This window comes from Streptomyces sp. NPDC033165 (assembly GCF_055577965.1).
On the sequence record NZ_JBVIPK010000017.1, the window covers coordinates 22,299 to 46,356 of the forward strand.

12 protein-coding genes are annotated in these 24,058 nt (G+C 72.9%); 8 read left to right on the forward strand and 4 right to left on the reverse strand.

Features of this window, described 5'->3' with window-relative positions:
• The first annotated feature begins 371 nt into the window (after positions 1-371).
• Positions 372-5,399 carry an NAD-glutamate dehydrogenase gene (locus ACZ5WC_RS29255; RefSeq protein ID WP_468543634.1) on the forward strand — a complete coding sequence of 1,676 codons (5,028 nt, stop codon included), beginning with the start codon at positions 372-374 and terminating at the stop codon, positions 5,397-5,399.
• A 157-nt stretch (positions 5,400-5,556) separates the two neighbouring features.
• On the opposite strand, the gene ACZ5WC_RS29260 is transcribed toward ACZ5WC_RS29255, so the two are convergent.
• Positions 5,557-6,345, reverse strand: coding sequence for an ABC transporter ATP-binding protein (locus ACZ5WC_RS29260; protein ID WP_468543635.1), 789 nt, complete (start codon positions 6,343-6,345; stop codon positions 5,557-5,559).
• Positions 6,338-7,261 carry an ABC transporter permease gene (locus ACZ5WC_RS29265; protein ID WP_468543636.1) on the reverse strand — a complete coding sequence of 308 codons (924 nt, stop codon included), beginning with the start codon at positions 7,259-7,261 and terminating at the stop codon, positions 6,338-6,340. Before ACZ5WC_RS29265 ends, ACZ5WC_RS29260 begins: the two co-directional genes overlap by 8 nt.
• A gap of 165 nt (positions 7,262-7,426) precedes the next feature.
• On the opposite strand from ACZ5WC_RS29265, the gene ACZ5WC_RS29270 reads away from it, so the two are divergent.
• Positions 7,427-8,035 (forward strand): TetR/AcrR family transcriptional regulator, encoded by a 609-nt coding sequence (locus ACZ5WC_RS29270; RefSeq protein ID WP_468543637.1) that lies wholly within the window; start codon positions 7,427-7,429, stop codon positions 8,033-8,035.
• A 69-nt stretch (positions 8,036-8,104) separates the two neighbouring features.
• Here the strand turns inward: ACZ5WC_RS29270 and ACZ5WC_RS29275 are convergent, their stop codons facing one another.
• Both ACZ5WC_RS29275 and ACZ5WC_RS29280 read right to left on the reverse strand, forming a co-directional pair.
• The gene (locus tag ACZ5WC_RS29275; protein WP_468543638.1) at positions 8,105-9,310 is read right to left on the reverse strand and encodes a hypothetical protein; all 1,206 of its coding nucleotides are present in this window, start codon (positions 9,308-9,310) and stop codon (positions 8,105-8,107) included.
• A gap of 303 nt (positions 9,311-9,613) precedes the next feature.
• Positions 9,614-13,195 carry a bifunctional glycosyltransferase/CDP-glycerol:glycerophosphate glycerophosphotransferase gene (locus ACZ5WC_RS29280; RefSeq protein WP_468543639.1) on the reverse strand — a complete coding sequence of 1,194 codons (3,582 nt, stop codon included), beginning with the start codon at positions 13,193-13,195 and terminating at the stop codon, positions 9,614-9,616.
• A gap of 164 nt (positions 13,196-13,359) precedes the next feature.
• Between ACZ5WC_RS29280 and ACZ5WC_RS29285 the strand changes: the two genes are divergently transcribed.
• From ACZ5WC_RS29285 to ACZ5WC_RS29310, 6 genes are all read left to right on the forward strand, one after another.
• On the forward strand, positions 13,360-14,499 hold the full coding sequence (locus tag ACZ5WC_RS29285) for a CDP-glycerol glycerophosphotransferase family protein (RefSeq protein WP_468543712.1): 1,140 nt from the start codon (positions 13,360-13,362) through the stop codon (positions 14,497-14,499).
• Positions 14,500-14,611: 112 nt separating this feature from the next.
• A complete protein-coding gene (locus tag ACZ5WC_RS29290) occupies positions 14,612-15,427 on the forward strand; it encodes a methyltransferase domain-containing protein (RefSeq protein WP_468543640.1) in 816 nt (271 codons plus the stop codon).
• A gap of 11 nt (positions 15,428-15,438) precedes the next feature.
• Entirely contained in the window at positions 15,439-16,314 is an 876-nt protein-coding gene (locus tag ACZ5WC_RS29295) for a TylF/MycF/NovP-related O-methyltransferase (RefSeq protein ID WP_468543641.1), read from the forward strand.
• Between the two features lie 220 nt (positions 16,315-16,534).
• Complete coding sequence (locus ACZ5WC_RS29300) at positions 16,535-19,990, forward strand: bifunctional glycosyltransferase/CDP-glycerol:glycerophosphate glycerophosphotransferase (protein ID WP_468543642.1); 3,456 nt, start codon at positions 16,535-16,537, stop codon at positions 19,988-19,990.
• Positions 19,987-22,911: a bifunctional glycosyltransferase/CDP-glycerol:glycerophosphate glycerophosphotransferase gene (locus ACZ5WC_RS29305; RefSeq protein ID WP_468543643.1), complete on the forward strand. Its 2,925-nt coding sequence runs from the start codon at positions 19,987-19,989 to the stop codon at positions 22,909-22,911. The genes ACZ5WC_RS29300 and ACZ5WC_RS29305 overlap by 4 nt, the downstream gene beginning before the upstream one ends.
• Positions 22,908-24,050: a glycosyltransferase gene (locus ACZ5WC_RS29310; protein ID WP_468543644.1), complete on the forward strand. Its 1,143-nt coding sequence runs from the start codon at positions 22,908-22,910 to the stop codon at positions 24,048-24,050. Before ACZ5WC_RS29305 ends, ACZ5WC_RS29310 begins: the two co-directional genes overlap by 4 nt.
• Positions 24,051-24,058: the final 8 nt, after the last annotated feature.

Consider the following 24,058-nt stretch of genomic DNA (forward strand, 5'->3'; position numbering starts at 1 on the left):
GGACAGACTGCCCCGGTTCCGGGAGTTCGCCAAGGCGGCGCGGCGCACTGTCCAGAGTGTCAAAGTTCGGGGGGTTCTTTTGTGCACAAGCAGCCCATGACGGGGTGGGGTGCGGGGGCGATAGCCTGGTGCCGTGATCAGCGCGATACGCCTCGGGGGCAGTGAAGCCCCCGACCGCCGCCCGGAGTGCCACCGCGCCCGGGCGATCCGCGATCTCCCGACCCCGGACCGGCTGTCAAAAATGGCCCATGTGGTCCCGGGGAACTCTCGAAGCGGCATAGCGTCGACCCAGACCGGAAACCCCGTGTCGTGGCGGTACGTCGTTTTTCTCACCTACGTCACGCAACGGCGCGCGACAGGAGCCAGAGGACATGCAGACCAAGCTGGACGAAGCCAAGGCCGAGCTGCTCGCACGGGCTGCCCAGGTAGCTGACAACAGCCCGGGCGGTGGTGTCGGTGGCCCGGGCGGTACCCCCCGGGCACGGGTCGCCGCCGCCGGGGCGGACGAGGACGCTCGTCCGGGGCGGGACACGGTGCTCGCCTACCTTCAGCGGTACTACCTGCATACGGCTCCCGAAGACCTCAGCGGCCGGGACCCGGTCGACGTCTACGGCGCCGCCGCCTCCCACTACCGGCTGGCCGAGAACCGCCCGCAGGGCACCGCCAACGTCCGCGTGCATACTCCGACGGTCGAGGAGAACGGCTGGACGTGCAGCCACTCCGTCGTCGAGGTCGTCACCGACGACATGCCCTTCCTCGTGGACTCCGTCACCAACGAGCTGTCCCGGCAGGGGCGCGGCATCCACGTCGTGATCCACCCGCAGGTCACCGTCCGCCGCGATGTCACCGGCAAGCTGATCGAGGTTCTCTCCGGCGGCCCCGGCACCCCGAAGGCCTTCCCGGCTCCCCAGGGCACCCGAAGCGCCCAGGAGAGGGCCAAGGACGGTAGGGCCGAGCTGCCGCACGACGCGCTCGTCGAGTCCTGGATCCACGTCGAGATCGACCGCGAGACGGACCGCGCCGACCTCCAGCAGATCACCGCCGACCTGCTGCGCGTCCTGTCCGACGTCCGCGAGACCGTCGAGGACTGGGGGAAGATGCGCGACGCCGCCCTCCGGATCGCCGACGACCTGCCCGGCGAACCGCTGGACGACCTCGCCGACGAGGAGGTCGAGGAGGCCCGCGAGCTGCTGCGCTGGCTGGCCGCCGACCACTTCACCTTCCTCGGCTACCGCGAGTACGAACTCAAGGACAGCGACGCCCTCGCCGCCGTGCCCGGCACCGGACTCGGCATCCTGCGCTCCGACCCGCAGCACAGCGCGGACGAGGCCCACCCCGTCAGCCCGTCCTTCGACCGCCTGCCCGCCGACGTCCGCGCCAAGGCCCGCGAGCACAAGCTCCTCGTCCTGACCAAGGCCAACAGCCGGGCCACCGTGCACCGCCCCAGCTACCTCGACTACGTCGGCGTGAAGAAGTTCGACGCCAAGGGCAATGTCGTCGGGGAGCGCCGCTTCCTCGGGCTGTTCTCCTCCGCCGCCTACACGGAGTCCGTGCGCCGGGTGCCCGTCATCCGCCGCAAGGTCGCCGAGGTCGTCGAGGGCGCGGGCTTCTCGTACAACAGCCACGACGGCCGTGACCTGCTCCAGATCCTGGAGACCTACCCGCGTGACGAGCTGTTCCAGACGCCCGTCGACCAGCTCCGCTCCATCGTCACCTCCGTCCTCTACCTCCAGGAGCGCCGCCGGCTGCGGCTCTACCTGCGTCAGGACGAGTACGGGCGCTACTACTCCGCGATCGTCTACCTCCCACGCGACCGCTACACCACCGGTGTGCGCCTGCGGCTGATCGACATCCTCAAGGAGGAGCTCGGCGGCACCAGCGTCGACTTCACCGCCTGGAACACCGAGTCGATCCTCTCCCGGCTGCACTTCGTCATCCGGGTCCCGGCGGGCAGCGAGCTGCCGCATCTCACCGACGCCGACGCCGACCGCATCGAAGCCCGCCTCGTCGAGGCCGCCCGCTCCTGGGCCGACGGCTTCCAGGAGGCCCTCACCGCCGAGCTGGGCGAGGAGCGCGCCGCCGAGCTGCTGCGCCTGTACGGCCACTCCTTCCCCGAGGGCTACAAGGCCGACCACTCGCCGCGCGCCGCCGTGTCCGACCTGGTCCACCTGGAGACCCTCAAGGAGGGCGAGAAGGACTTCGCCCTCAGCCTGTACGAGCCGGTCGGCGCGGCCCCCGGCGAGCGCCGCTTCAAGATCTACCGCACGGGTGAGCAGGTCTCCCTCTCCGCCGTCCTCCCCGCGCTCCAGCAGCTCGGCGTCGAGGTCGTCGACGAGCGCCCGTACGAGCTGCGCTGCGCGGACCGTACCCACGCCTGGATCTACGACTTCGGGCTGCGGATGCCCCTGGTCAACGGCAGTGGCGGCTACCTCGCCGACGACGCCCGCACCCGCTTCCAGGAGGCCTTCGCCGCCGTCTGGAAGGGCGAGGCGGAGAACGACGGCTTCAACGCGCTGGTCCTCGGCGCCGGGCTGAACTGGCGCCAGGCCATGGTCCTGCGCGCCTACGCGAAGTACCTGCGGCAGGCCGGTTCGACCTTCAGCCAGGACTACATGGAGTCCACGCTCCGCAACAACGTCCACACCACCCGGCTGCTCGTCTCGCTCTTCGAGGCCCGTATGTCGCCCGGCCGCCAGAGCGCGGGCACGGAGCTGACCGACGGCCTCCTCGAAGAGCTCGACGGGGCCCTCGACCAGGTCGCCTCGCTGGACGAGGACCGCATCCTGCGGTCCTTCCTCACCGTCATCAAGGCCACCCTGCGCACCAACTTCTTCCAGCACACGGAGGACGGCACGCCGCACTCCTACGTCTCGATGAAGTTCGACCCGCAGGCCATTCCGGACCTGCCCGCGCCCCGCCCGGCGTACGAGATCTGGGTCTACTCGCCCCGGGTGGAGGGCGTGCACCTGCGCTTCGGCAAGGTCGCCCGCGGTGGTCTGCGCTGGTCGGACCGGCGGGAGGACTTCCGTACGGAGGTCCTCGGCCTGGTCAAGGCGCAGATGGTGAAGAACACCGTCATCGTGCCCGTCGGCGCCAAGGGCGGCTTCGTCGCCAAGCAGCTCCCGGACCCGTCCGTCGACCGGGACGCCTGGTTCGCCGAGGGGATCGCCGCCTACCGGACGTTCATCTCCGCGCTGCTCGACATCACCGACAACATGGTCGCCGGGGAGGTCGTGCCGCCCGCCGACGTCGTCCGCCACGACGAGGACGACACCTACCTCGTCGTCGCCGCCGACAAGGGCACCGCGAGCTTCTCCGACATCGCCAACGAGGTCGCCGTCGCGTACGGCTTCTGGCTCGGTGACGCGTTCGCCTCCGGCGGTTCGGCCGGCTACGACCACAAGGGCATGGGCATCACCGCCCGGGGAGCCTGGGAGTCCGTCAAGCGGCACTTCCGGGAGCTGGGCCACGACACCCAGACCCAGGACTTCACCGTCGTCGGCGTCGGGGACATGTCCGGTGACGTGTTCGGCAACGGCATGCTGCTCTCCGAGCACATCCGCCTGGTCGCCGCCTTCGACCACCGGCACATCTTCATCGACCCGAACCCGGACTCCGCGACCTCGTACGCCGAGCGGCGCCGCCTGTTCGACCTGCCGCGCAGCTCCTGGGCCGACTACAACACCGAGCTGCTCTCCGCGGGCGGCGGAATCCACCCGCGCAGCGCCAAGTCGATCCCGCTGAACAACCACATCCGCGAGGCGCTCGGCATCGACGCGTCGGTGAGCAAGATGACGCCGGCCGACCTGATGCGGGCCATTCTCCAGGCCCCCGTCGACCTGCTGTGGAACGGCGGCATCGGCACGTACGTCAAGGCCGTCTCCGAGTCGAACGCCGACGTCGGCGACAAGGCCAACGACGCGATCCGCGTCAACGGCGAGGACCTGCGGGCCAAGGTCGTCGGCGAGGGCGGCAACCTCGGTGCCACCCAGCTCGGCCGGATCGAGTTCGCGCGCAACGGCGGCCGGATCAACACCGACGCGATCGACAACAGCGCCGGTGTGGACACCTCCGACCACGAGGTGAACATCAAGATCCTGCTCAACGGCCTTGTCCGGGACGGCGACCTGACCGTCAAGCAGCGCAACAAGCTGCTCGCCGACATGACCGACGAGGTCGGCGCGCTCGTCCTGCGCAACAACTACGCGCAGAACGTCGCGCTCTCCAACGCCTGCGCCCAGGCCCCGTCCCTGCTCCACGCCCAGCAGCGCTTCATGCGTCGACTGGAGCGCGACGGTGCTCTGGACCGCGCGCTGGAGTTCCTGCCCGCCGACCGGCACATCCGCGAGCTGCTGAGCAACGGCAAGGGGCTCAGCCAGCCCGAGCTGGCGGTCCTGCTCGCCTACACCAAGATCACGGCGGCCGACGAGCTGATCTCCACCGTCCTCCCGGACGACCCGCACCTTCAGAAGCTGGTGCACGCCTACTTCCCCAGCAAGCTGCGCGAGCGGTTCCCCGAGGCGGTCGACGGGCACGCGCTGCGCCGCGAGATCATCACGACCGTCCTGGTCAATGACACGGTCAACACCGCCGGTTCGACCTTCCTGCACCGGCTGCGGGAGGAGACCGGGGCGTCGATCGAGGAGATCGTGCGGGCCCAGTTCACGGCCCGCGAGATCTTCGGGCTCTCCCAGGTGTGGGACGCCGTCGAGGCGCTCGACAACAAGGTCGCCGCCGATGTCCAGACCCGTATCCGGCTGCACTCGCGGCGCCTGGTCGAGCGCGGTTCGCGCTGGCTGCTGGGCAACCGGCCGCAGCCCGTCGCCATCGCCGAGACCATCGAGATGTTCCGGGACGGCGTCGAGCAGGTCTGGAACGAGCTGCCCAAGCTGGTCAGGGGCGCGGACCTGGAGTGGTACCACTCGATCCTGGACGAGCTGACGGCCGCCGGGGTCCCGGACGAGCTGGCGGCGCGGGTGGCCGGGTTCTCGTCCGCCTTCCCGGCGCTGGACATCGTCGCCATCGCCGACCGTACGGGCAAGGAGCCGCTGGAGGTCGCCGAGGTGTACTACGACCTCGCGGACCGGCTGCGGATCACCCAGCTGATGGACCGGATCATCGAGCTGCCGCGGGCCGACCGCTGGCAGTCCATGGCCCGCGCCTCCATCCGCGAGGACCTGTACGCGGCGCACGCGGCGCTCACGGCGGACGTGCTGAGCGTGGGCAACGGGACGTCCACCCCGGAGGAGCGGTTCCGGGCGTGGGAGGAGAAGAACGCGGCGATCCTGGCGCGGTCGCGGTCGACGCTGGAGGAGATCCAGGGCTCGGACGCGTTCGACCTGGCGAATCTGTCGGTGGCCATGCGGACGATGCGGACGTTGTTGCGTACGCACGCGTAGGCGTTGCCGTACGGGGGTGAGGGGGCCGGTGCCTGTCAGGGGCGCCGACCCCCTCGGCGTGGGGCTCGACGGGCTGGAGGATGTCGGCTGAAAGGTGTCCTCAAAGCGCCGGACGGGCCGGATGCGCCAGGAGAAGTGGGCAGGGCTGATCCGACGGCTACTTGCGGTTCGTGAACGCCTCGTATGCCGCTACGACTTCCTTCGCCGGGCCGTCCATCCTCAGCGTGCCCGCCTCCAGCCACAGTGCCCGGTCGCAGGTTTCGGTGATCGACTTGTTGCTGTGGCTGACCAGGAAGACCGTGCCCGCCTCGGCGCGCAGCTCCTTGATCCGGTCCTTGCTGCGGCGCTGGAACTTCGCGTCGCCCGTGGACAGCGCCTCGTCGATCAGGAGTACGTCGTGGCTCTTGGCGGCCGCGATGGAGAAGCGGAGCCGGGCGCCCATCCCGGAGGAGTACGTGCGCATCGGCAGCGTGATGAAGTCGCCCTTCTCGTTGATGCCGGAGAAGTCGACGATCTCGTCGTAGCGTTCGCGGATCTGCTCGCGCGTCATCCCCATCGCGAGCCCGCCCAGCACCACATTGCGCTCGCCGGTCAGGTCGCCCATCAGGGCCGCGTTCACCCCGAGCAGCGAGGGCTGCCCCTGGGTGTGGACCTTGCCCCGGCTCGGCGGGAGCAGCCCCGCGATCGCCTTGAGCAGCGTCGACTTGCCGGAGCCGTTGGAACCGATCAGGCCGATCGCCTCGCCCTTGTACGCGGCGAAGCTCACCCCCTTCACGGCGTGCACCTGGCGTGCGCCGGGGGTGCGGCGGCGCGAAGTGAGCCGGCTGAGCGCCGAGGTCGCGCTTCCCCTGCCCGTACGGGCGCCGTTGACCGTGTACGTGATGTGGACGTCGTCCACCACGACGGTGGGGACGCCCGGGTCTGCGGAAACCTTGAGCTCAGCCACGTCCGTACGTCTCCTCGGCCTTCCAGAAGTACACGAATCCCGCCGCGCCGCACAGCAGCGCCCAGCCGGCCGCGGCCGCCCACGCATAGGGCGGCAGCTGCGTCGCGCTGTAGCTGTCGATGAGCGCGTACCGCACGAGGTTGATGTAGAGCGCCGCCGGGTTGTACTCCAGCAGCACCATCACCGCGTGCGGCACCCGGTCGCCGGCGAGCAGGTGGTCCAGGCTCCACATCACGCCGGAGGAGTACATCCAGGTCCGCAGCACGAACGGCGTCAGCTGCGCGATGTCCGGGGTCTTCGCCGTCAGCCGGGCCACGGCCATCGACACCCCGGTGTTGAACAGCGCCTGGAGGGCGAGCGCCGGGATGGCGAGCAGCCAGGACGGGCGCGGGTACTGGCCGAACACCAGCAGGATCAGGGTCAGCGCGCCCAGCGAGAACAGCAGCTGCTGCAACTGTTGCAGCGCGAGCGCCACCGGCAGCGAGGCGCGCGGGAAGTGCAGGGCCCGCACCAGCCCGATGTTGCCGCTGATCGCCCGGGTGCCCGCCGTGATCGAACTGCTGGTGAAGGTCCAGATGAAGACCCCCGTGACCAGGAACGGGACAAAGTCCTCCACCCCGCGCTTGGTGTCCATCAGGACGCCGAAGATGAAGTAGTAGACCGTCGCGTTCAGCAGCGGCGTCATGATCTGCCAGATCTGGCCCAGCTTCGCCTGGCTGTACTGGGCCGTCAGCTTGGCCGTCGCGAACGCGGCGATGAAGTGCCGCCGCCCCCAGAGCTGCCGGATGTACGCGGGCAGCGACGGCCGCGCCCCGCTGACCGTCAGGCCGTGCCGGGCGGCCAGGGCGGCCAGCTCACCGGGGGCGTGGACGGGGGCGCTCACCTGGGATGGCGGGGCTGCTGTCTGGCTTGCCACGAACGGTCACCTTCGACGGAAGCGGGAGGGGTGGAAAGGAGCGGAACGGTACGGTCCCGTAGGGACGCCATCGTTGGGACGGGACCGTATCGTCGTAACGCCGAGAGTAGGACGTTCTTACGTCGCAACGCAACCGTTTCGTCGTGGCCGACTATCATGCGGGCCATGACCACCGAACGGGGAACCCGCCGCCGAGCCCCCGCGGGCGCCGCCGTCCTGCGCGAGGACGTGACGGATGCCATCCGCGCCGCCGTCTTCGAGGAGCTCGCGGCGGTGGGGTTCGCCCGGATGTCCATCGAGGGCATCGCGCGGCGGGCCGGGGTCGGCAAGACCGCCGTCTACCGCCGCTGGAAGTCCAAGCTCGCCCTCGTCCTCGACCTGGTCGCGGTCGTCGCCGCGCAGGGGATGCCCGCCCCGGCCACCGGTTCGCTGTACGGGGATGTGCGCGCCGTCCTCGAACTGGCCGCCTACGCCCTGCGCCACCCGATCGCCTCGCAGGTCATCCCGGACCTGCTGGTCGAGGCGGCCCGCAATCCGGAGATCTCCGAGACGATCAAGGCCGCCCTGCTGGACCAGCAGCAGGGCATCGCCGCCGTCGTCGTGCGGGAGGCGGTGGCCCGGGGCGAACTGCCCGAGGGCAGCGATCCGGACCGGGCGCTCGACCTCATCGTCGGGCCGCTCTACTGGCGGCTCGTCGTCGTCCGCGGCGAGCTCCCCACGGGCTACCTGGACGACCTGGCCGCCTCGGCGGTCGCCGCGCTGAAGCAGGCCTGAGCGCTGAAGCAGGCCCGAGCGGAGACCGGGGAGTTCTCGGCGACCGCTGAGGCGGCCGAGGGCACCGCCTCAGCGCCCCGGCACCCGCGCCAGTACCTCGCCCGTGCGCGTACTGAACGCCAGCACCGTCGCGTTCTCCGGCAGCCGCTGGAAGCGGGTCAGCAGCAGCCACCGCACGCCGTACCGGGCGGTGATCCGGTCCCGCCGGGCCTGCGGGGTCGACGCGTCCAGGTAAGCGGCGACCGCCCGGCTCCGTTCGCGCCGCTCCGTGGCCGCGAGTCCCGCGTCCGGCAGCGCGTCGGCCAGTACGTACGCCCCGTGCCCGGCCAGCGCGTACATCGCGGGGCGGCTGTCCGTCAGGACCACCTCGCCCGCCGGGACGTACGCGGTCGCCCAGGAGTACGGCTCCCCGGCCGCCCGCACCCCCTCGGCCGCCGGCGGGGACGTGGTCCGGCCGCCGGGCGGGGTGGGCGGGGCGGTGAGCCCGTTGTAGTACGGCCACAGCGCCGCCACGGCCACCGCGCACACCGCCGCGCACGCCCACCGCCGCAGGGTCGGCCGGACCCGGGTCCGCGTCCGGACCGCGATCAGGGCGACGCACCCCAGTGCCGCGCCGATCGCCGTCGGGGGGTGGACCAGCAGGACGAGCCCGAGCAGTACGCCGATGCCCGCCGCCTCGCCCCACCGGGGCACCCGGCCCGGTTTCGGAGCGCCCGGGCGGGGAACGCGGGCCGCCGTGCGACCGGTCCACGCCCACAGGTGCAGGGTGACCGCGACCGCGAACGTGCTCGGCGCGCTCCACCGGGCCGGGTCCGCCCAGTGGATCAGGGCAACCGGCACCAGCAGGAGGACCGGCACCCAGCGGTTCGGTGTCAGCAGCCGGGTGAGCCGCCCGATCCCGGTGAGCAGGAGCAGCAGGTTGACCGAGGCGACCAGCGCCACGACGGACGCCCCGGAGAATCCGGCGGCGCGGGCGGCCAGCCCCTGGACGAGCGCGTACGGGGAGTAGTGCGAGCTCGCCACCGCGGGCAGGTCCGTCATCGGGAACGCCGGGTGCAGCAGGTTCACCCGCAGGCGTTCGACGACCGCCGCCTGGAGCCCCGCCTCGCAGCACAGCGGCGCCTGCCAGGCGGCGGCCGACAGCACGGCCCAGAGCAGACCGCCCAGCAGCAGATACGGCGAAAGCCACACGGGAGGCCGGGCCGCGGTGTCGCCGTCGGGTGCGGCGGAGGGCGGGAGGCCGGACGGGGCGGAGGCCGTGGGGGAGAGGGACACATCTGATGGGTTCCGTGCGGCGGGCCCGCTCTCCCCGCCGCCACTCGTCCGAGGGATTCCGGGTGCCGGTTCCCGAGGGAAAGTGTCTGACGAGAAGTGTCCAAGGGCTGCCCCGCAATTCCCGGCGGGCGCGCGACGACAGCGACGACAGCTACGGCACCTCGCCGCGTTGCCGGAATGCCCGCACACATCCCGTACGCGCACGTCCCTCCGGCCGTGCGATGCACCGGATCCGACGCCGTGCGCTGATCCACCGGGTGCGGCGGGACAGTCCGTGATCCACCAGGGACGACGGGACAGCCCTCAGTCCGCCAGCAGCCGGTCCGCCACCCTGGCCGCCGCGCCCCCGTCGTCCAGGTCGCAGTAGTCGCGGCGGAAGCTCTCGTACGCGTCGGCGTGCCGGGCCGCCAGCGACCCGGTGTCGCGCAGCGCCTGCGCCACCTCGTCCGTCGTGACCAGCAGCGGCCCGGGAGCCCGGGTCTCGAAGTCCAGGCAGAATCCGCGCACCGTGTCCCGGTAGTGCTCCAGGTCGTACGCGTGGAAGAGCATCGGGCGGCCCGTCAGGGCGAAGTCGAACATCAGCCCCGCGTAGTCCGTGACCAGGACATCGGCGACGAGGAGCAGCCCGGCGGCCCCCGGGTGCCCGGAGACGTCGAGCACGCCGGGCCCGTCCTGCGCGGCACCGGTGACCCGGGGGTGCCGGCGGACCAGCACGGTGTGCCCGGGGCCGAGCGCCCGCGCCAGGGCGTGCGGGTCGAGCGCCGGGTCCCAGCGGTAGGGGCCGGGGGCCGTGCGGTCGGGCGACGCGGACGGGGGGTGGGCCAGCTGGTCGCGGTAGGTCGGGGCGTACAGCACGACGCGGTGCTCGGCCGGGATGCCGAGCCCCCGCCGTACCTCCTCGGCGGCCTTGTCCCGGTCCGGCGGGAACAGCACGTCGTTGGCGGGCGAACCGGCCTCCAGCACCTCGCCCCCGTACGCGAGCGACCGGCGCAGCCACGGGGTGGCGAAGCGGCTCGGGGAGACCAGCACCGACCACTGGGCCGAACGGTGGGCCAGGGTGGCGAGATACTGGTGGTCGGCGTACAGGGTGTCCGCCAGGCCGGTGCCGAAGCGGCCGAGCGGGGTGCCGTGCCAGGTCTGGACGACGGTCTGCCCCGTGCGCCGCTCGAACCACACGGGCAGCTGTTCGTCCGTGACGATCCGGCGTGAGCGCGCCAGCGCCTCGTACCAGGCGGGGCTGTGCACGGGGACGGCGGTCGCGCCCGGCGGGACGTGCGTGATGCGGCCGGGCGCGGTCCCGGTGACCCACAGGTGCTCGGCGTCCGTGCCCCGGCGCACCAGCTCGGCGTGGACGGCGCGCGGGGAGTCGCCGCCCGCGTAGAGGACCGTGTCGCGGAGGGGCGCGGTGCGCCGGTCGCGGTAGCGCGCGGCGCGCAGGAGCCGCCTGCCGTACGCGCCCCGCTCGGCGCCCTGGAGCGCGGGGCCCGCGACGACGGTCAGCCGGTCGCCGTGCCGCCGCTCCAGGGCGAGGGCCCCGTCACCGAGCGGGAGGCGCGCGGCGAGCGAGGTGAGGACGCGCACGGGATGACCGTCCAGCCGGAGGCCCCAGCGGCCCTCGGGGAGCGGCGGGACGATCAGCGCGAAGAACCGGCCCGTCGCGCGGTCCACGGCCGCTTCCGCGACCGGGACCGTCTCGTGCAGCGTCTCGTGGCAGAGGAGGAGACGGGCGGGGCCGGTGCCGTGGACACCGCCGTACGTCCCCGAGACGCGCACCGCCCCTGACGTGCCGGGCATCGCTCCGCGCGCGTCCGGTACCGCCCCTGACACGTCAGGCATCGCTTCCCGCGCGCCACCCACCACCGCTCCCCGCGCATCACCCACCACCTCCACCCGGTCCGCGACCGGTACCCCCGCCGTATCCAGCACCAGGTTCCCCGCCGCGTCCGCGCACGCGGGCGGCGGCAGGTCCGGAGCGGCGGGCAGCGGCACGCGGGTGCCGTCGGCGAGCAGCAGCCGGGCCCGCCAGCGCGCCCCGGTCTCCGCCTCGACCTCGCGGGGGGCGCGGTGCGGGGCGGGCGGTACGGCGGCGAGTCCGGCGAGCGGAACGCGGACCGTGAACCTCCCGTCGGCCCCAGCCGCCGCAGCCACCCGTTCCGCCCCGCACCCCACGGGCAAGGAACGCTCCTTGGCCCCGCACTCCACCGGGAACGAACGCTCCTTGGCCCCCTCGCGCGCCAGCAGCAGCGCCGTGGGGGAGGCCGCCCCGCCGAAGACCCGGACGACGAGCTCCAGCGTGCCCGCCCCCTCCGCCGAACCGTGCGCCTCCACCGCGCCGTGTGCCTCCGCCAGCGCCCGCAGCCGCGACACCGTCAGCCGCAGCCGGCCGCCCCGGTAGTCGAGCACCGCCCGCCGCCCGTCACCCAGGTCGTGCACGAGCGGTTGGTCCGCGCCCGCGTCCGGGGCGCGCACCGCCACCCGGCGGACCGTCCCGCCCCCCGCGAGCACCAGGCCGACCAGCCAGCCGCCCTCCGCCGTCGCGGGCAGCCGGTCCGGGTCGAGGACCATCTCGAAGCCCGCGTGGTCGTAACTGTGCAGCTCCTGACCGGAGTTCACCGTCGCCTCGGGCTCACGAACGGACCGTGTCGGCACCGCGCGCACCTGACGGCCCCCGCCCGCCGCCCGGACCATCCCCACCGTGACCCGCTGCCGCGCCGGCCCGGCCGGGAGGTTGCGCAGATACGCGTACCCGCGCAGTCGCAGCTTCCCGTCCGCGCCCCAGCGCGCCTCCAGCAGCCGGGCCACCGCCGGGATGTCCGTACGCGCGAGCCGGGCGCTCGCGCCGCGCACGCCGGGGTACACCGCCCTCCGTCGTCCCGGCAGGCCCTTCACGGCGAACACGCCTGCCCCGTTGGACCGTTCGAAGGCGAGCACCGCCAGCAGATCGTCCAGCCGCCGCTCGCGCACCAGGGACCACTTGATGCGCAGCTCCACCGGCAGCCCCTCCAGCACCCCGTTCCCCGCCCGGTCCAGGAACGCCCCGGCCCCCTCCAGGAACGCCGCCCGGTACGCGTGGCCGCCCATCGGCAGGCCGTCCAGGAAGTACCCGAAGTCGTCGCGCAGACAGGACGCGTCGTACGCCTGCCGCTGCGCCGCGTCCCGGCCGCCCAGGAACGCGCTGACCTGCTCGCACGCCGCGATCCGGTCCCGTACGCCGGTGACGTCCGTACGCCGCCGGGTGATCGAGCCCTCCCGCACCCGCCAGTAGTAGACGTGCTCGTGCAGGACGTCCACGGAACCGGCGAGATAGTGCGCGGGGATCATCACGGGGGTGTCCTCGTACAGCTTGCCGTCGGGGAAGGCGAAGGCGTGCGCGTCCCAGAAGGACCGCCGGAACACCTTGTTCCACGCCACCCGGTCGGCCAGCAGGCGCGGGTCCCGGGTGATGTGGGTACGGGGGCGGGGGGCGGTCAGCCAGCGGTACTGCCAGGCCTGCTGCCGCCCCTGCCCGGTCAGCCGCCACACATTGCCGGTCACCAGATCGGAGCCGGTCGACTCCAGCGAGGCCGTCATCCGCTCGTACGCGTCGTGCACGACGATGTCGTCGCTGTCCGCGAACGCCAGGTAGGGCACGGTGGGGGCGGTGTGCCGGACGCCGGTGTTGCGGGCCGCGCTCAGGCCCGCGTTCTCCTGCCGGACCAGCCGGAAGCGGTCGTCCCGGGCGGCGAACTCCGCCGCGATCCGTGCGCTGCCGTCCGTCGAACCGTCGTCGACCATGACCACCTCGATCGCTTCGAGGCTCTGTTCCGCCACCGAGCGCAGGCAGTCCTCCAAGTAGTCCTCGACGTTGTGGACGGGGACGACGACGCTGAGGAGTGGTGGCTTCATGTCCTGGTCAACCGAGGGTGGGCCCCGGGGTCACCGGCGCTGCCCCGAACGGGTGAACGCGGGCGGCCGGGCGCGCCGGGGCGCGGCTACCCTCGGCTCCCATGCCCCGTCGTGCGCCTGCCCTGTCCGCCGCGTCCGCGAAGCGGTTCGTCCGTCGCCAGGCGATGCGGGCCGCCTACCGCACCGACCTTCACCGCCCGCTCGACCCGAACCTCGCCGTCTACGGGGCGTACTGGAACCGGGGCGTCGCCTGCAACCCCGCCGCGATCCACGCCCGGGCCCGCGAACTCGCCCCGCACATCGAGGGGTTGTGGGTGGTCTCCTCCCGGCACCGCGACCGGATGCCGCCGGGTGTGCCGTACGTCATCGAGGGCTCGCGCCCCTACTGGCGGGCGATGGCCACCGCCACCTACCTGGTCAACAACTCCAGCTTCCCCGGCGGCTTCACCAAGCGCCCCGGTCAGCGCTACCTCCAGACCCACCACGGGACCCCGCTGAAGACCATGGGTCTGGACCAGCGCGCCTACCCCGCCCTCGCCCGGAAGGCCGACTTCGGCAAGATCCTCGCCCATGTCGCCCAGTGGGACTTCAGCCTCTCCGCCAACCCGCACAGCACCGAGGTCTGGGACCGGGTCTACCCGGCCCCGGGCGACGCCTCCTACGAACACCTCGACCTCGGCTACCCCCGTAACGACGTCTACTTCACCGCCACCGCCGAGGACATCGCGCAGATCCGCGCCGGACTCGGCATCGAGGAGGGGCAGACCGCGCTGCTCTACGCCCCGACCCACCGCGACTACCGCGACGGCTTCGTACCCGACCTCGACCCTGAACGGCTGGCACGCGAACTGGGGCCGGAATACGTGCTGTTGGTCCGCGCCCACTACTTCTACGGACGGACGGCCGGGATCGGCGGGCCGGAAGGGGGCCGGGCCGTCGACGTCACCTCCCACCCCCGCGTCGAGGAACTCTGCCTGGCCGCAGACGCGTTGATCACCGACTACTCGTCCCTGACGTTCGACTACGCCTGCCTGGACCGCCCGATCGTCGTCCACGCCCCCGACTGGGACGCCTACCGGACCACGCGCGGTACGTACTTCGACCTGCTCTCCGGCCGGCCCGGCGACACCCCCGGCACCGTCACCACCACCTACGGCCGGCTGGCCGAGGTGTTCCGGACGGGGGAGTGGCGCTCGCCCGCGTCGGCCGCGCTGCGCACCGCGTTCCGGGAGCGGTTCTGCCCGTACGACGACGGGCGCGCGGCCGAACGCGTGGTACGGCGGTTCTTCGCGCCGCTCGGGTGACGAGGGGCCCGCCACCCGAACGGCTCAAGGCCTGCTCCCCGCGCCGGTTCCTCTGCCTCGCGTGGTCGTTGTGCCCAACAGTTCGCTCACCCCGCCATGTTGGGAGACGTCCATGCACCGGTCCGCCTACGAGCAGATGGAACTCTGCATCAAGGAGTACCTGCCTGTCGAAGGGCCTGCCGGAGGGGCTGCCGAAGGGGCCGCGTCCGGCACCTACCGGGTCGTCGACCTCGGCTCCCGCATCTCCGGCAAGCAGACCCGCACCCACCGGGCTCTGCTGGCCGGGCACTCCATCGACTACTTCGGGGTCGATGTGCAGGACGGGCCCAACGTGGACGCCGTGATGAAGAAGCCGTACCGCATCCCCGCCCCGTCCAACAGTGCCGACGTCGTGCTCTCCGGGCAGGCGTTCGAGCACATCCCGTTCTTCTGGGCGTCGATGCTGGAGATCGCCCGGGTTCTGAAGCCGGGCGGTCACGCGTTCATCACCGCCCCCTCGCGCGGCCACGTCCACGACGCGCAGGACTGCTGGCGCTACTACCCCGACGGGTTCCGCGCGCTCGCCGCTCACTCCCGGCTCGAACTGCGCGAGGCCTACACCGACTTCCCGCCGAACAAGGGCATCTGGCACGACTACCGGGCCATCGACAGGAAGGCCGCCTACTGGGGCGACTCCGTCGGCGTCTTCCGCAAGCCGCAGCGCTATCCCCGGCTGACGATGTTCGCCGTGCGGGAGCTGGCGGTCTGGTGGGCGAACCGGGTCGGCGGCGTGGACGCCGTCCCGCTGCCCCGCCCTTTGGACGGCCGCGAGCGTTGCGGCAGGACCGAGGCCGCCCCCGTAACCGCCGGAACCCAGGAGGCCGCGCCCGTCCCCGAACAGGCCCCCGCAGCCGAACAGGCGCCGGAACAGGGATCAATGGCAGGTTGACGAAAAATGACATGTCGCGCAAACCGCGCGTACTGTCCCGGGGCATGGCTTGGCGCAACGCCGTCAACGGCGTCCTTCAGCAGCTCACCGGATATCAGCTCAGGCGAGTCACGGTGCCCGCCGCCCGTACGGCCCCGGACGACCCGGCCCCGGTCCCGGCCGACCCCCTCCCGGCCCCGGCCCCGAAGCCCAAGGCGAAGAAGCCGGACCTCGCGTTCCCGGAGGACTACGACGACGAGGCCAAGGACATCATCCGGGCGGTCAAGCCCTACTCGATGACCTCGCCGGAGCGGCTCAACGCCTTCATCCTCGCCACCCGGCACATCGCCCGCCACAACATCCCCGGCGCCGTCGTCGAGTGCGGGGTCTGGCGCGGCGGTTCCATGCAGGCCTGCGCCCGGACCCTGCTGTCCGTCGGCGAGACCGAGCGCGAGCTGTACCTCTTCGACACGTACGAGGGCATGACCCCGCCCACCGCCGAGGACCTGCGCCGCGACGGCCGCCCGGCCCAGGAGCTGCTGGACGCCCAGGGCAAGGACCGGCCGATCTGGGCCGTCGCGTCCCTGGACGACGTCAAGGAGGGCTTCGGTCATGTGCCCTACCCCGAGGAGCGCATCCACTACGTGCAGGGGCGGGTCGAGGACACCGTCCCCGAGCAGGCCCCCGAACAGATCGCGATTCTGCGCCTGGACACCGACTGGTACGCCTCCACCAAGCACGAACTGGAGCACCTGTACTCCCGGTTGGTCAGCGGCGGCGTCCTCCTGATCGACGACTACGGCTACTGGCAGGGATCGCGCCAGGCAGTCGACGAGTTCCTCGACAAGACCGGCGAGCGGCTGTTGCTGCTGCGCATGGACGAGGGCCGGATCGCCGTCAAACCCTGAGGCCGGACCCCACGGCAGCACCGAGCCCCGTGCCCCTCCCGGCACGGGGCTCGAACACGTCACCGGCGCGCCCCCGTACGCGTGACCCCGCCCTCGCGGTCACCCGAATGGACCCCCTCGGGTGACCGGTCCCCCCGGTGCGGGTTGTACCCCATGGCCCCTCAACGCCCCTCGACCGGCACCCCCTGATGCCGTCCGCCCGAAAGGATCGTGCGCTGCGATGGCACCCCGTCTCACCGTCGTCGTCCCCCTCTACAACGTCGAGGACTACCTCGGTGCCTGCCTGTCCTCGCTCGCCGAACAGAGCATGGAGGACCTGGAGGTCGTCCTCGTCGACGACGGCTCCACCGACAACGGGCCTGTCCTCGCCCAGGAGTTCGTGGACCGGGACCCCCGGTTCCGGCTGGTCCGGCAGGAGAACGCCGGGCTCGGCGCGGCCCGCAACGCCGGGGTCCGCGAGGCCGATCCCGAGGCGGAGTTCCTGACGTTCGTCGACAGCGACGACCTCGTCCCGCCCGGCGCCTACACCCGGATGCTGGCCGAACTCGACTGCTCCGGATCCGACTTCGCCACCGGCAACGTGCTCAGGCTGCGGGCCGACGGGGAGCTGGAGCAGTCCCCGATGTACCGCAGGCCGATGGAGAAGGCCCGCTCGGCCACCCATGTCACCCGGGACTGGGTGCTGCTGGGCGACCGCATCGCCTGCAACAAGGTCTTCCGCCGGTCCTTCTGGGACGAACACGCCTTCGCCTTCCCGACCGGGGTGCTGTACGAGGACATCGCCGTCGTCCTGCCCGCCCACTTCCTGGCCCGCTCGGTCGACGTCGTCGAGGAGCCCGTCTACCACTGGCGGGACCGGGACGGCTCGATCACCACCCGGCGGGCCGTCCCCAAGGGCATCCGGGACCGGGTCACCGCCGTCACCACCGTCAGCCGATTCCTCGCCGAACGGCCGGGCGCGGCAGGGGCCGCCGAGGCCAAGCGGCGCTACGACGCCCACGCGCTCTCCGGGGACCTGTGGCTGTTCATCGAGGCCCTGCCGGAGGGCGACGCGGAGTTCCACGAGGCCTTCCTCGACCACGCGGGCGCCTTCGCCGCCACCGTCGAGCCCGGCGTCCTCACCGGACTGCCCCTGCATCTCAGGGTCAAATGGCAGCTCATCCGCGAACGCCGCCTCGCCGAACTCCTCGCCCTCCTCGCCGACGAGAAGAAGGACCGGGACACCTTCCATGTACGCGGGCTGCTCCGCCCCCGCGCCCACCACCCGGCCGTCCAGGCCCCGTTGCCGCCCGCCACGACCGCGCTGGCCCCCGCCGACCTCCCCGTCCACGCCCACCTCACCGAGGCCGTGTGGCGGGACGGGCTGCTCCGTCTGACCGGATACGCCTACGTGCGCAACGCCCCCGGCGGCCCGGTGCGGCTCGGGTGGCTGCGGTCCGGGAAGCGGATGATCCCGCTGCGGACGCGCCCGGTCCCGGGCGACGAGGCCACGGCCCGCTCCGGCCGCTCCCTCCACCGCTACGACCGCGCCGGGTTCGAGGCCGTCGTCGACCCGCGCAGGCTCGCCGCCAAGGGCACGGGCGGCGGTGGGCGTACGACGTGGAAGCCGGAGGTCGTCGTCATCGGCGCGGGCCGTCCGCGCCGGGGCCCCATGCGGCTCGTCGGCACCCCCGCGCCGCCCGCCGTGACGTACACCGACGAGCGGACCCGTATCGTCCCCGTCCTGTCCGGCAACAAGCTGGAGCTGCGCACCGAACGCGTCGCCGCCGTCCTGACCGGGCAGTCGGCGGTCGAGGACGCCGTACGGCTGGAGGTGAAGGTCCTCGGCGACGCCGGGCCCGTAGCCCTGCGGCTCACCGAGTGGCGCACCAAGGAGACCCGGGAGTTCGCCCTGCGCGGCTCGCTCGGCTCCCGGGCGGCGGACATCCCGCTCAGCGTCTTCCGTGGCGAGGAGGACATCTGGGGCGTCCAACTCGTCGGCGAGGAAAAGCCGTTGACCGTTGCCGCCCGGACCGACGGCGAGGACGGGTGCTACCCGCTGCCCGGCGGCCGTGAGCTGTACGCGGCCCCCAACCCCTCCGGCGACCTGGTGCTCACCGACCGGGCCGTGCAGCCCGTCGTCACCGGCGTGGAGTGGGACGAGGCGTCGCTGACCCTCACCGGCACGTTTCCCGAGCCCACGGGCGGCCCCCGCGAACTGGTCCTGCGCCACAGCGGCCACCACGAGGAGGTCGTCATCGCGCTGGAGCGGGGGGAGGGCGACCGCTTCCGGGCCGTGTTCGCACCCGCCGCCGTCGAAGGACCCGGCGGACCGCTGCCGCTGGCCGAGGGGCGGTGGTATCCGTTCCTGCGGAAGCCGGGGGAGCGGGATGCGGAAGCCTACCGGCCGCTGCGGCTGAGGACCTCCCTGCACCACACTCTGCCCCGGCAACAGCACGCCCACAGCCGGGACTTCACTCTCCAGCGGCGCTATCACGACCGGCTCGTCCTGGAGTCCGGCAGCGCGCTGGCGGCCGAGGAGAGAGGGGCCTACGGGCAGCGCGTGCAGCGCGAGCGGTACGCCGCACTGCGCGTCACCGCAGCCGACCGACTGCGCCCGGCCGTCCTCTACTCCAGCTTCGACGGACGGCAGTACTCCGACTCGCCCCGCGCCATCCACCGCGAACTGGCCGACCGGAGAACGGGCATCGAGCATCTGTGGGCCGTACGCGACCAGCAGACGGCCGTTCCCGACGGGGTCCGCCCCGTCGGGCTGCACAGCGCGGAGTGGCACGAGGCGCTGGCCCGCAGCCGGTGGATCGTCACCAACACCCACCTCCCCGAGTGGTTCGAGCGGGCCGAGGGCCAGTGCGTCGTCCAGACCTGGCACGGCACCCCGCTCAAGCGCATCGGCCGCGACCTCGCGGGCACCCCCTACGCCGACACCGCCTACATGGCCTCCATGGAACACCGGGCCGCCCAGTGGAGCGTGCTCGTCTCGCCGAACAGCTTCTCCACCCCCGTCCTGCGCCGCGCCTTCGGCCACACCGGCGAGGTCCTGGAGTGCGGCTACCCGCGCAACGACCTCCTGCACGCCCCCGACCGGGCCAAGATCGCCGCCGCCGTACGGGAACGCCTCGCGATCCCCGAGGGGCGGCGGGTGATCCTCTACGCCCCCACCTGGCGCGAGGACCGGCCCAAGCAGGGCGGCCGCTACGGGCTCGACCTCCGGCTCGACCTGGAGGAGGCCCGCCAGGCCCTCGGGGACGATCACGTCCTGCTGGTGCGCCGCCACTACCTCGTCGGCGGCAGCGTCCCGGACACCGGCTTCGTCCGCGATGTCTCGCGCCACTCGGACGTCGCCGAACTGCTCCTGATCAGCGACGTCCTGGTCACCGACTACTCCTCGATCCTGTTCGACTTCGCGCAGACCGGCCGCCCGATGCTCTTCCACACCTACGACCTGGCGCACTATCGCGACACCCTGCGCGGCTTCTGCTTCGACTTCGAGCACCGCGCCCCCGGCCCCCTGATCCCTGACTCCGCCGGGATCGTGGCCGCCCTGCGCGAGCCGGAGGCCGCCACCGCCGGGCACCGGGAGGCGTACGAACGGTTCCGGGAGGCGTTCTGCGACCTCGACGACGGGAGCGCGGCCGCGCGCGTCGTCGACCGGATGCTCAAGGGGGAGCAGTCATGAGCGACTTCAGCTGTGTGATCACCGGCGGCGGGGACGGCGGCGACAGCGGCGGCCGGGGAGGGGCCGACGCCCTGCGCGCCTCCGTGGACTCCGTGCTCGGCCAGTCGCTGCGGGCCTCCGAGGCCGTCGTCGTCCTCGCCTCGACCGCCGACGCGGCCACCCGCACGGCCGCCCTCGCCCTGGCCGACCGGGCCCCCGACCGCGTCCGCCTCGTCCACGCCGACCCGGCCGTCCGTACCACCGGAGCCCTGCGCAACGCGGGCCTGGACGCGGTGACGGGCCGGTACGTGCTGGTGCTCGCCCCCGGCGAACGCCTCCAGCGGCACGCCTGCCGCAACCTCTGGCAGGCGGGCGAACGCAGCCGGGCCGACCTGGTCGCGGGCCGCTGGAGCCGGGCCGCCGACGAGGACGGCAGGGAACGGGAGCCGTCCTGGCAGAGCGGGCTGTACGCCCGCTCCCGCACCCTCGCCCGCTTCACCGAGGCCCCCGAACTCGTCGTCAGGGACGCCCTGGTGACCGGGTTCTGCCTGCGCCGCGAGGCCGTCCGGCTGCACGGGCTGCGATACGAGGAGGACCTGGCCCACGGCGAGATCCTGTTCGGCCCGCTCGCCGCCGCCGCGGTCGGCCGGATCGCCCTGGTGCGCCGCCTGATCGTCACCGGGCGGGCCGTCCCGGACCGGGCCCGCGACCTCACCGCCCTGGTCGAGGCCCACCGCAGGGTCGCCAACACCCTCGTCGCGCGCGGACTGCCCGAGCTGCGCGAGGCGCGGGAGGAGGCCTTCGCCCGCGACCATCTGGTGCCGCTAGTCCAGTCCTTCCCCCGGCTGCCCGCCGCCCGGCGCGAGCGGGCCGCCGCAGCCGCAGCCCGCGTCCTGACCGGCCCCTTCCCGCCGGACCGGCCGAGCCTGCCCCCGCTTGAGCGGGTCGCGGTGCGGCTGCTGGCCCGGGGCGACGAGGAGGGGGTCCTCGCGGCGGCGTACGCGCTGAGCAGGCCCGCCACCGTGTGCGCGCCGCTCGTCACGGGGCCGGGCGGGCGGGTGCGGTGGGACGAGCGGTGCCCGGTCGATGTCACTGAACTCGGCCACCAGCACCGCGAGTTCGGTGAGCAGCGGCTGATGAACCGGCTCACCCGATGTGCCTCTGACGGCGGCCGCCTGCTGCTCGAAGGACGCCTCGTGCTGCCCGGCCACAGCGGACCGGCCCCCGGCGCGCCGCTCACCGCCACCCTGGAGTTCCGGGCCCGGGGCGGGGCGCGCGCCGTCGCGTTCCCGGTCGAGGAGGTGCGGCACGACGGGACCGGGATCACTTGGCGGGCGCGCGCCGACATCGCACGCCTCCTGCGCCCCGTCGGCGTACGCGACACGGCGTGGGACGCGCGGCTGACCGTACAGGCCGACGGCCCCGACGGCCCCCGGTCCGTCAGCGATCCGTTCGCCCCGCAGGACCAGGTGCCGGGCGCGCTCAGGTTCGCCGCCCGGCCCCGCCTCGGGCCCCTCGCCGGGGACACCTGGGAGCCCTACATCACCGTCAAGGACCACCTCGCGCTCCGCCTCACCGCACGCCGCCGCCCGGCCCGCACCACCCACCGGCTGATCCGCTACGCCACGCACTTCCGGCCCGCCCGCAAGGCGAAGCTCCTGATCCGCGCCCTGAGCCGGCGCCTGGGCCGCTACCGCTCCCGGGGGTTCAAGACCTCCCTCCACAACACCTGGCTCACCCGGCTTCCCGTCCGCCGGGGCTCCGTCGTCTTCGAGAGCCACATGGGCACCTGCTACGGCGACAGCCCGCGCGCCCTGTACGAGGAGATCCGCCGCCAGGGCCTGAAGCTGCACGCCACCTGGGCCTACGACTCCTCCCCGGACGGCTTCCCGGACGACGCCCGCCTCGTACGCCGCTGGTCCTGGCGTTATCTGTGGGCGCTGGCCCGCGCCGAGTACTGGGTCGACAACCAGGGCTTCCCGCTCCCCCTGCGCAAGCCCGCCCACACCACCTACCTCCAGACCTGGCACGGCTCCGCGTACAAGCGGATGGGTTTCGACGAGACCCGCGTACGGCTCCAGAACGCCCCGCAGCGCGAGCGGCTCCAGCAGGCCGTCCACCGCTTCGACCACTTCCTCGTCCGCTCCGAGCACGACGTGCGCACCCTCGCCCGCGCCTACCGGCTGCCCGAGGACAGGCTCCTGCGCACCGGCTACCCGCGCAACGACGCCCTGGTCGCCGAGCGCACCCGGTCCGAGACCCAGGGGCGGCTGCCGCGCCCGCCGCTCGCCGGGGCGCTCGGGCTCGACGACCACAAGAAGACCGTGCTGTACGCGCCGACGTTCCGGGGCGGCCCCGGCAAGCGGAGCAGGGCCCGACTCCTGCTGGACGTAAGGGAGTTCGCGGAGCGGTTCGGGGACACCCACACCCTGCTCGTCCGGGCCCACTACCTGGAGACGGCGCGGCTGCCGCTCTGTCCGCCCGGGACCGTCGTCGACGTCTCGCGCCACCACGACGTCAGTGAGGTCCTCGCCCTCACCGACGTCCTGATCACCGACTACTCCTCGATCATGTTCGACTTCGCACTGCTCGACCGGCCGATCGTGCTGTTCGCCCCCGACCTCGACACGTACGCGGCCGAGCGCGGCAGCTACTTCGACCTGCGGGAGAAGGCCCCGGGCCCGGTCGCCGAGACCCAGGACGAGCTGTTCGCCGCCCTCGCGGAGCTGAAGCAGGCCGAGACGCGCCACGCCGCCCAACGCGCCGCCTTCGCAGCGGAGTTCGGGATCTACGACGACGGTGACGCGGCCCGCAGGACCGTCGCGGCCGTGTTCGGCCCCCTGGTTTCCCCGGGCTCTCCGGTTTCCCCAGGCCATCCGGGCTCCCGGGACGCCCTGGGAACCCGCCACATCACCGACCACGACCGGGGGGCCGGCCGATGAGCCGCGACATCTTCATCGTCTCCAACAGCACCGACGAACTCGGCGGCGTCACCGGCTGGATGCACCAGACCGCCCGCCTCTTCGCCGACCAGGGCCACCGGGTCCACACCATCGGCATCCACGCCTCCGACCTCAAGATGGCGCTGCCCGAACAGCCCGCCCACCCCGTCACCGCCCTCTACCCGTCCCACCCGCCGACCCCCTGGACGCCCCACGGGATCCGCGACCGCTTCCGCATCCCCACCCGCCGCAGGGAAGCGGCCAGGGCAGCCGCCAAGAAGCAGGCGGTCGGGCGGCTCTCGGAACTCTTCGCGACAGCCCGCCCCGGCGCGGTCGTCATCGTCACCCAGGTCTGGGCGATGGAGTGGGTCGGGGAGGCCGACACCACCGGGCTGCGGGTCATCGGGATGAGCCACGAGTCCTACGGCTACTCCCGCGCGAGCCACCGCTACCGCTGGATCAGGAAGCACTACAAGGACCTCGACCACTGGCTCGTCCTCACCGAGGAGGACGCCGACCAGTGGGCCGGGGACGGCATGGACAACGTCGGCTTCCTGCCCAACGCCCTCTCCCGGCTGCCCGTCGTTCCCTCCCCGCGCACCGCGCGGACCGTCGCCAGCATCGGCCGCCTCAGCGACCAGAAGGGCATCGACCTGCTCCTGGACACCTGGGCCCTGGTCGCGCCCGCCCGCCCCGACTGGAAGCTCCGCGTGTACGGGGCGGGGGAGGACGAGGCCGCCCTGAAGCAGCAGTGCACGGACCTCGGGCTCGACGCGTCCGTGGAGTGGATGGGCCGCACCGACGACGTGGAGCGTGCCCTCGCGCAGTCCTCGGTCTTCGTCCAGTCCTCCCGCGGCGAGGGCTTCCCGCTCGCGCTGCTGGAGGCGATGGCCTGCGGTCTGCCGTGTGCCGCCTTCGACTGCGCGCCCGGCGTCCGCGAGATCGTCCGGGACGGTGAGGACGGGCTCCTGGCCCCCGCCGGGGACGTCGCCGCCCTCGCCGACCGGCTGCTGCGGCTGACCGGCAACCCCCGGCTGCGCGACGCGATGGGCGCCCGCGCGCGGTCCGGGGCGCAGCGGTTCTCCGAGCCGGAGACGCTGCGCCGCTGGGAGGAGCTGTTCGCGTTCCTGGAGCGCTGAGCGCTCAG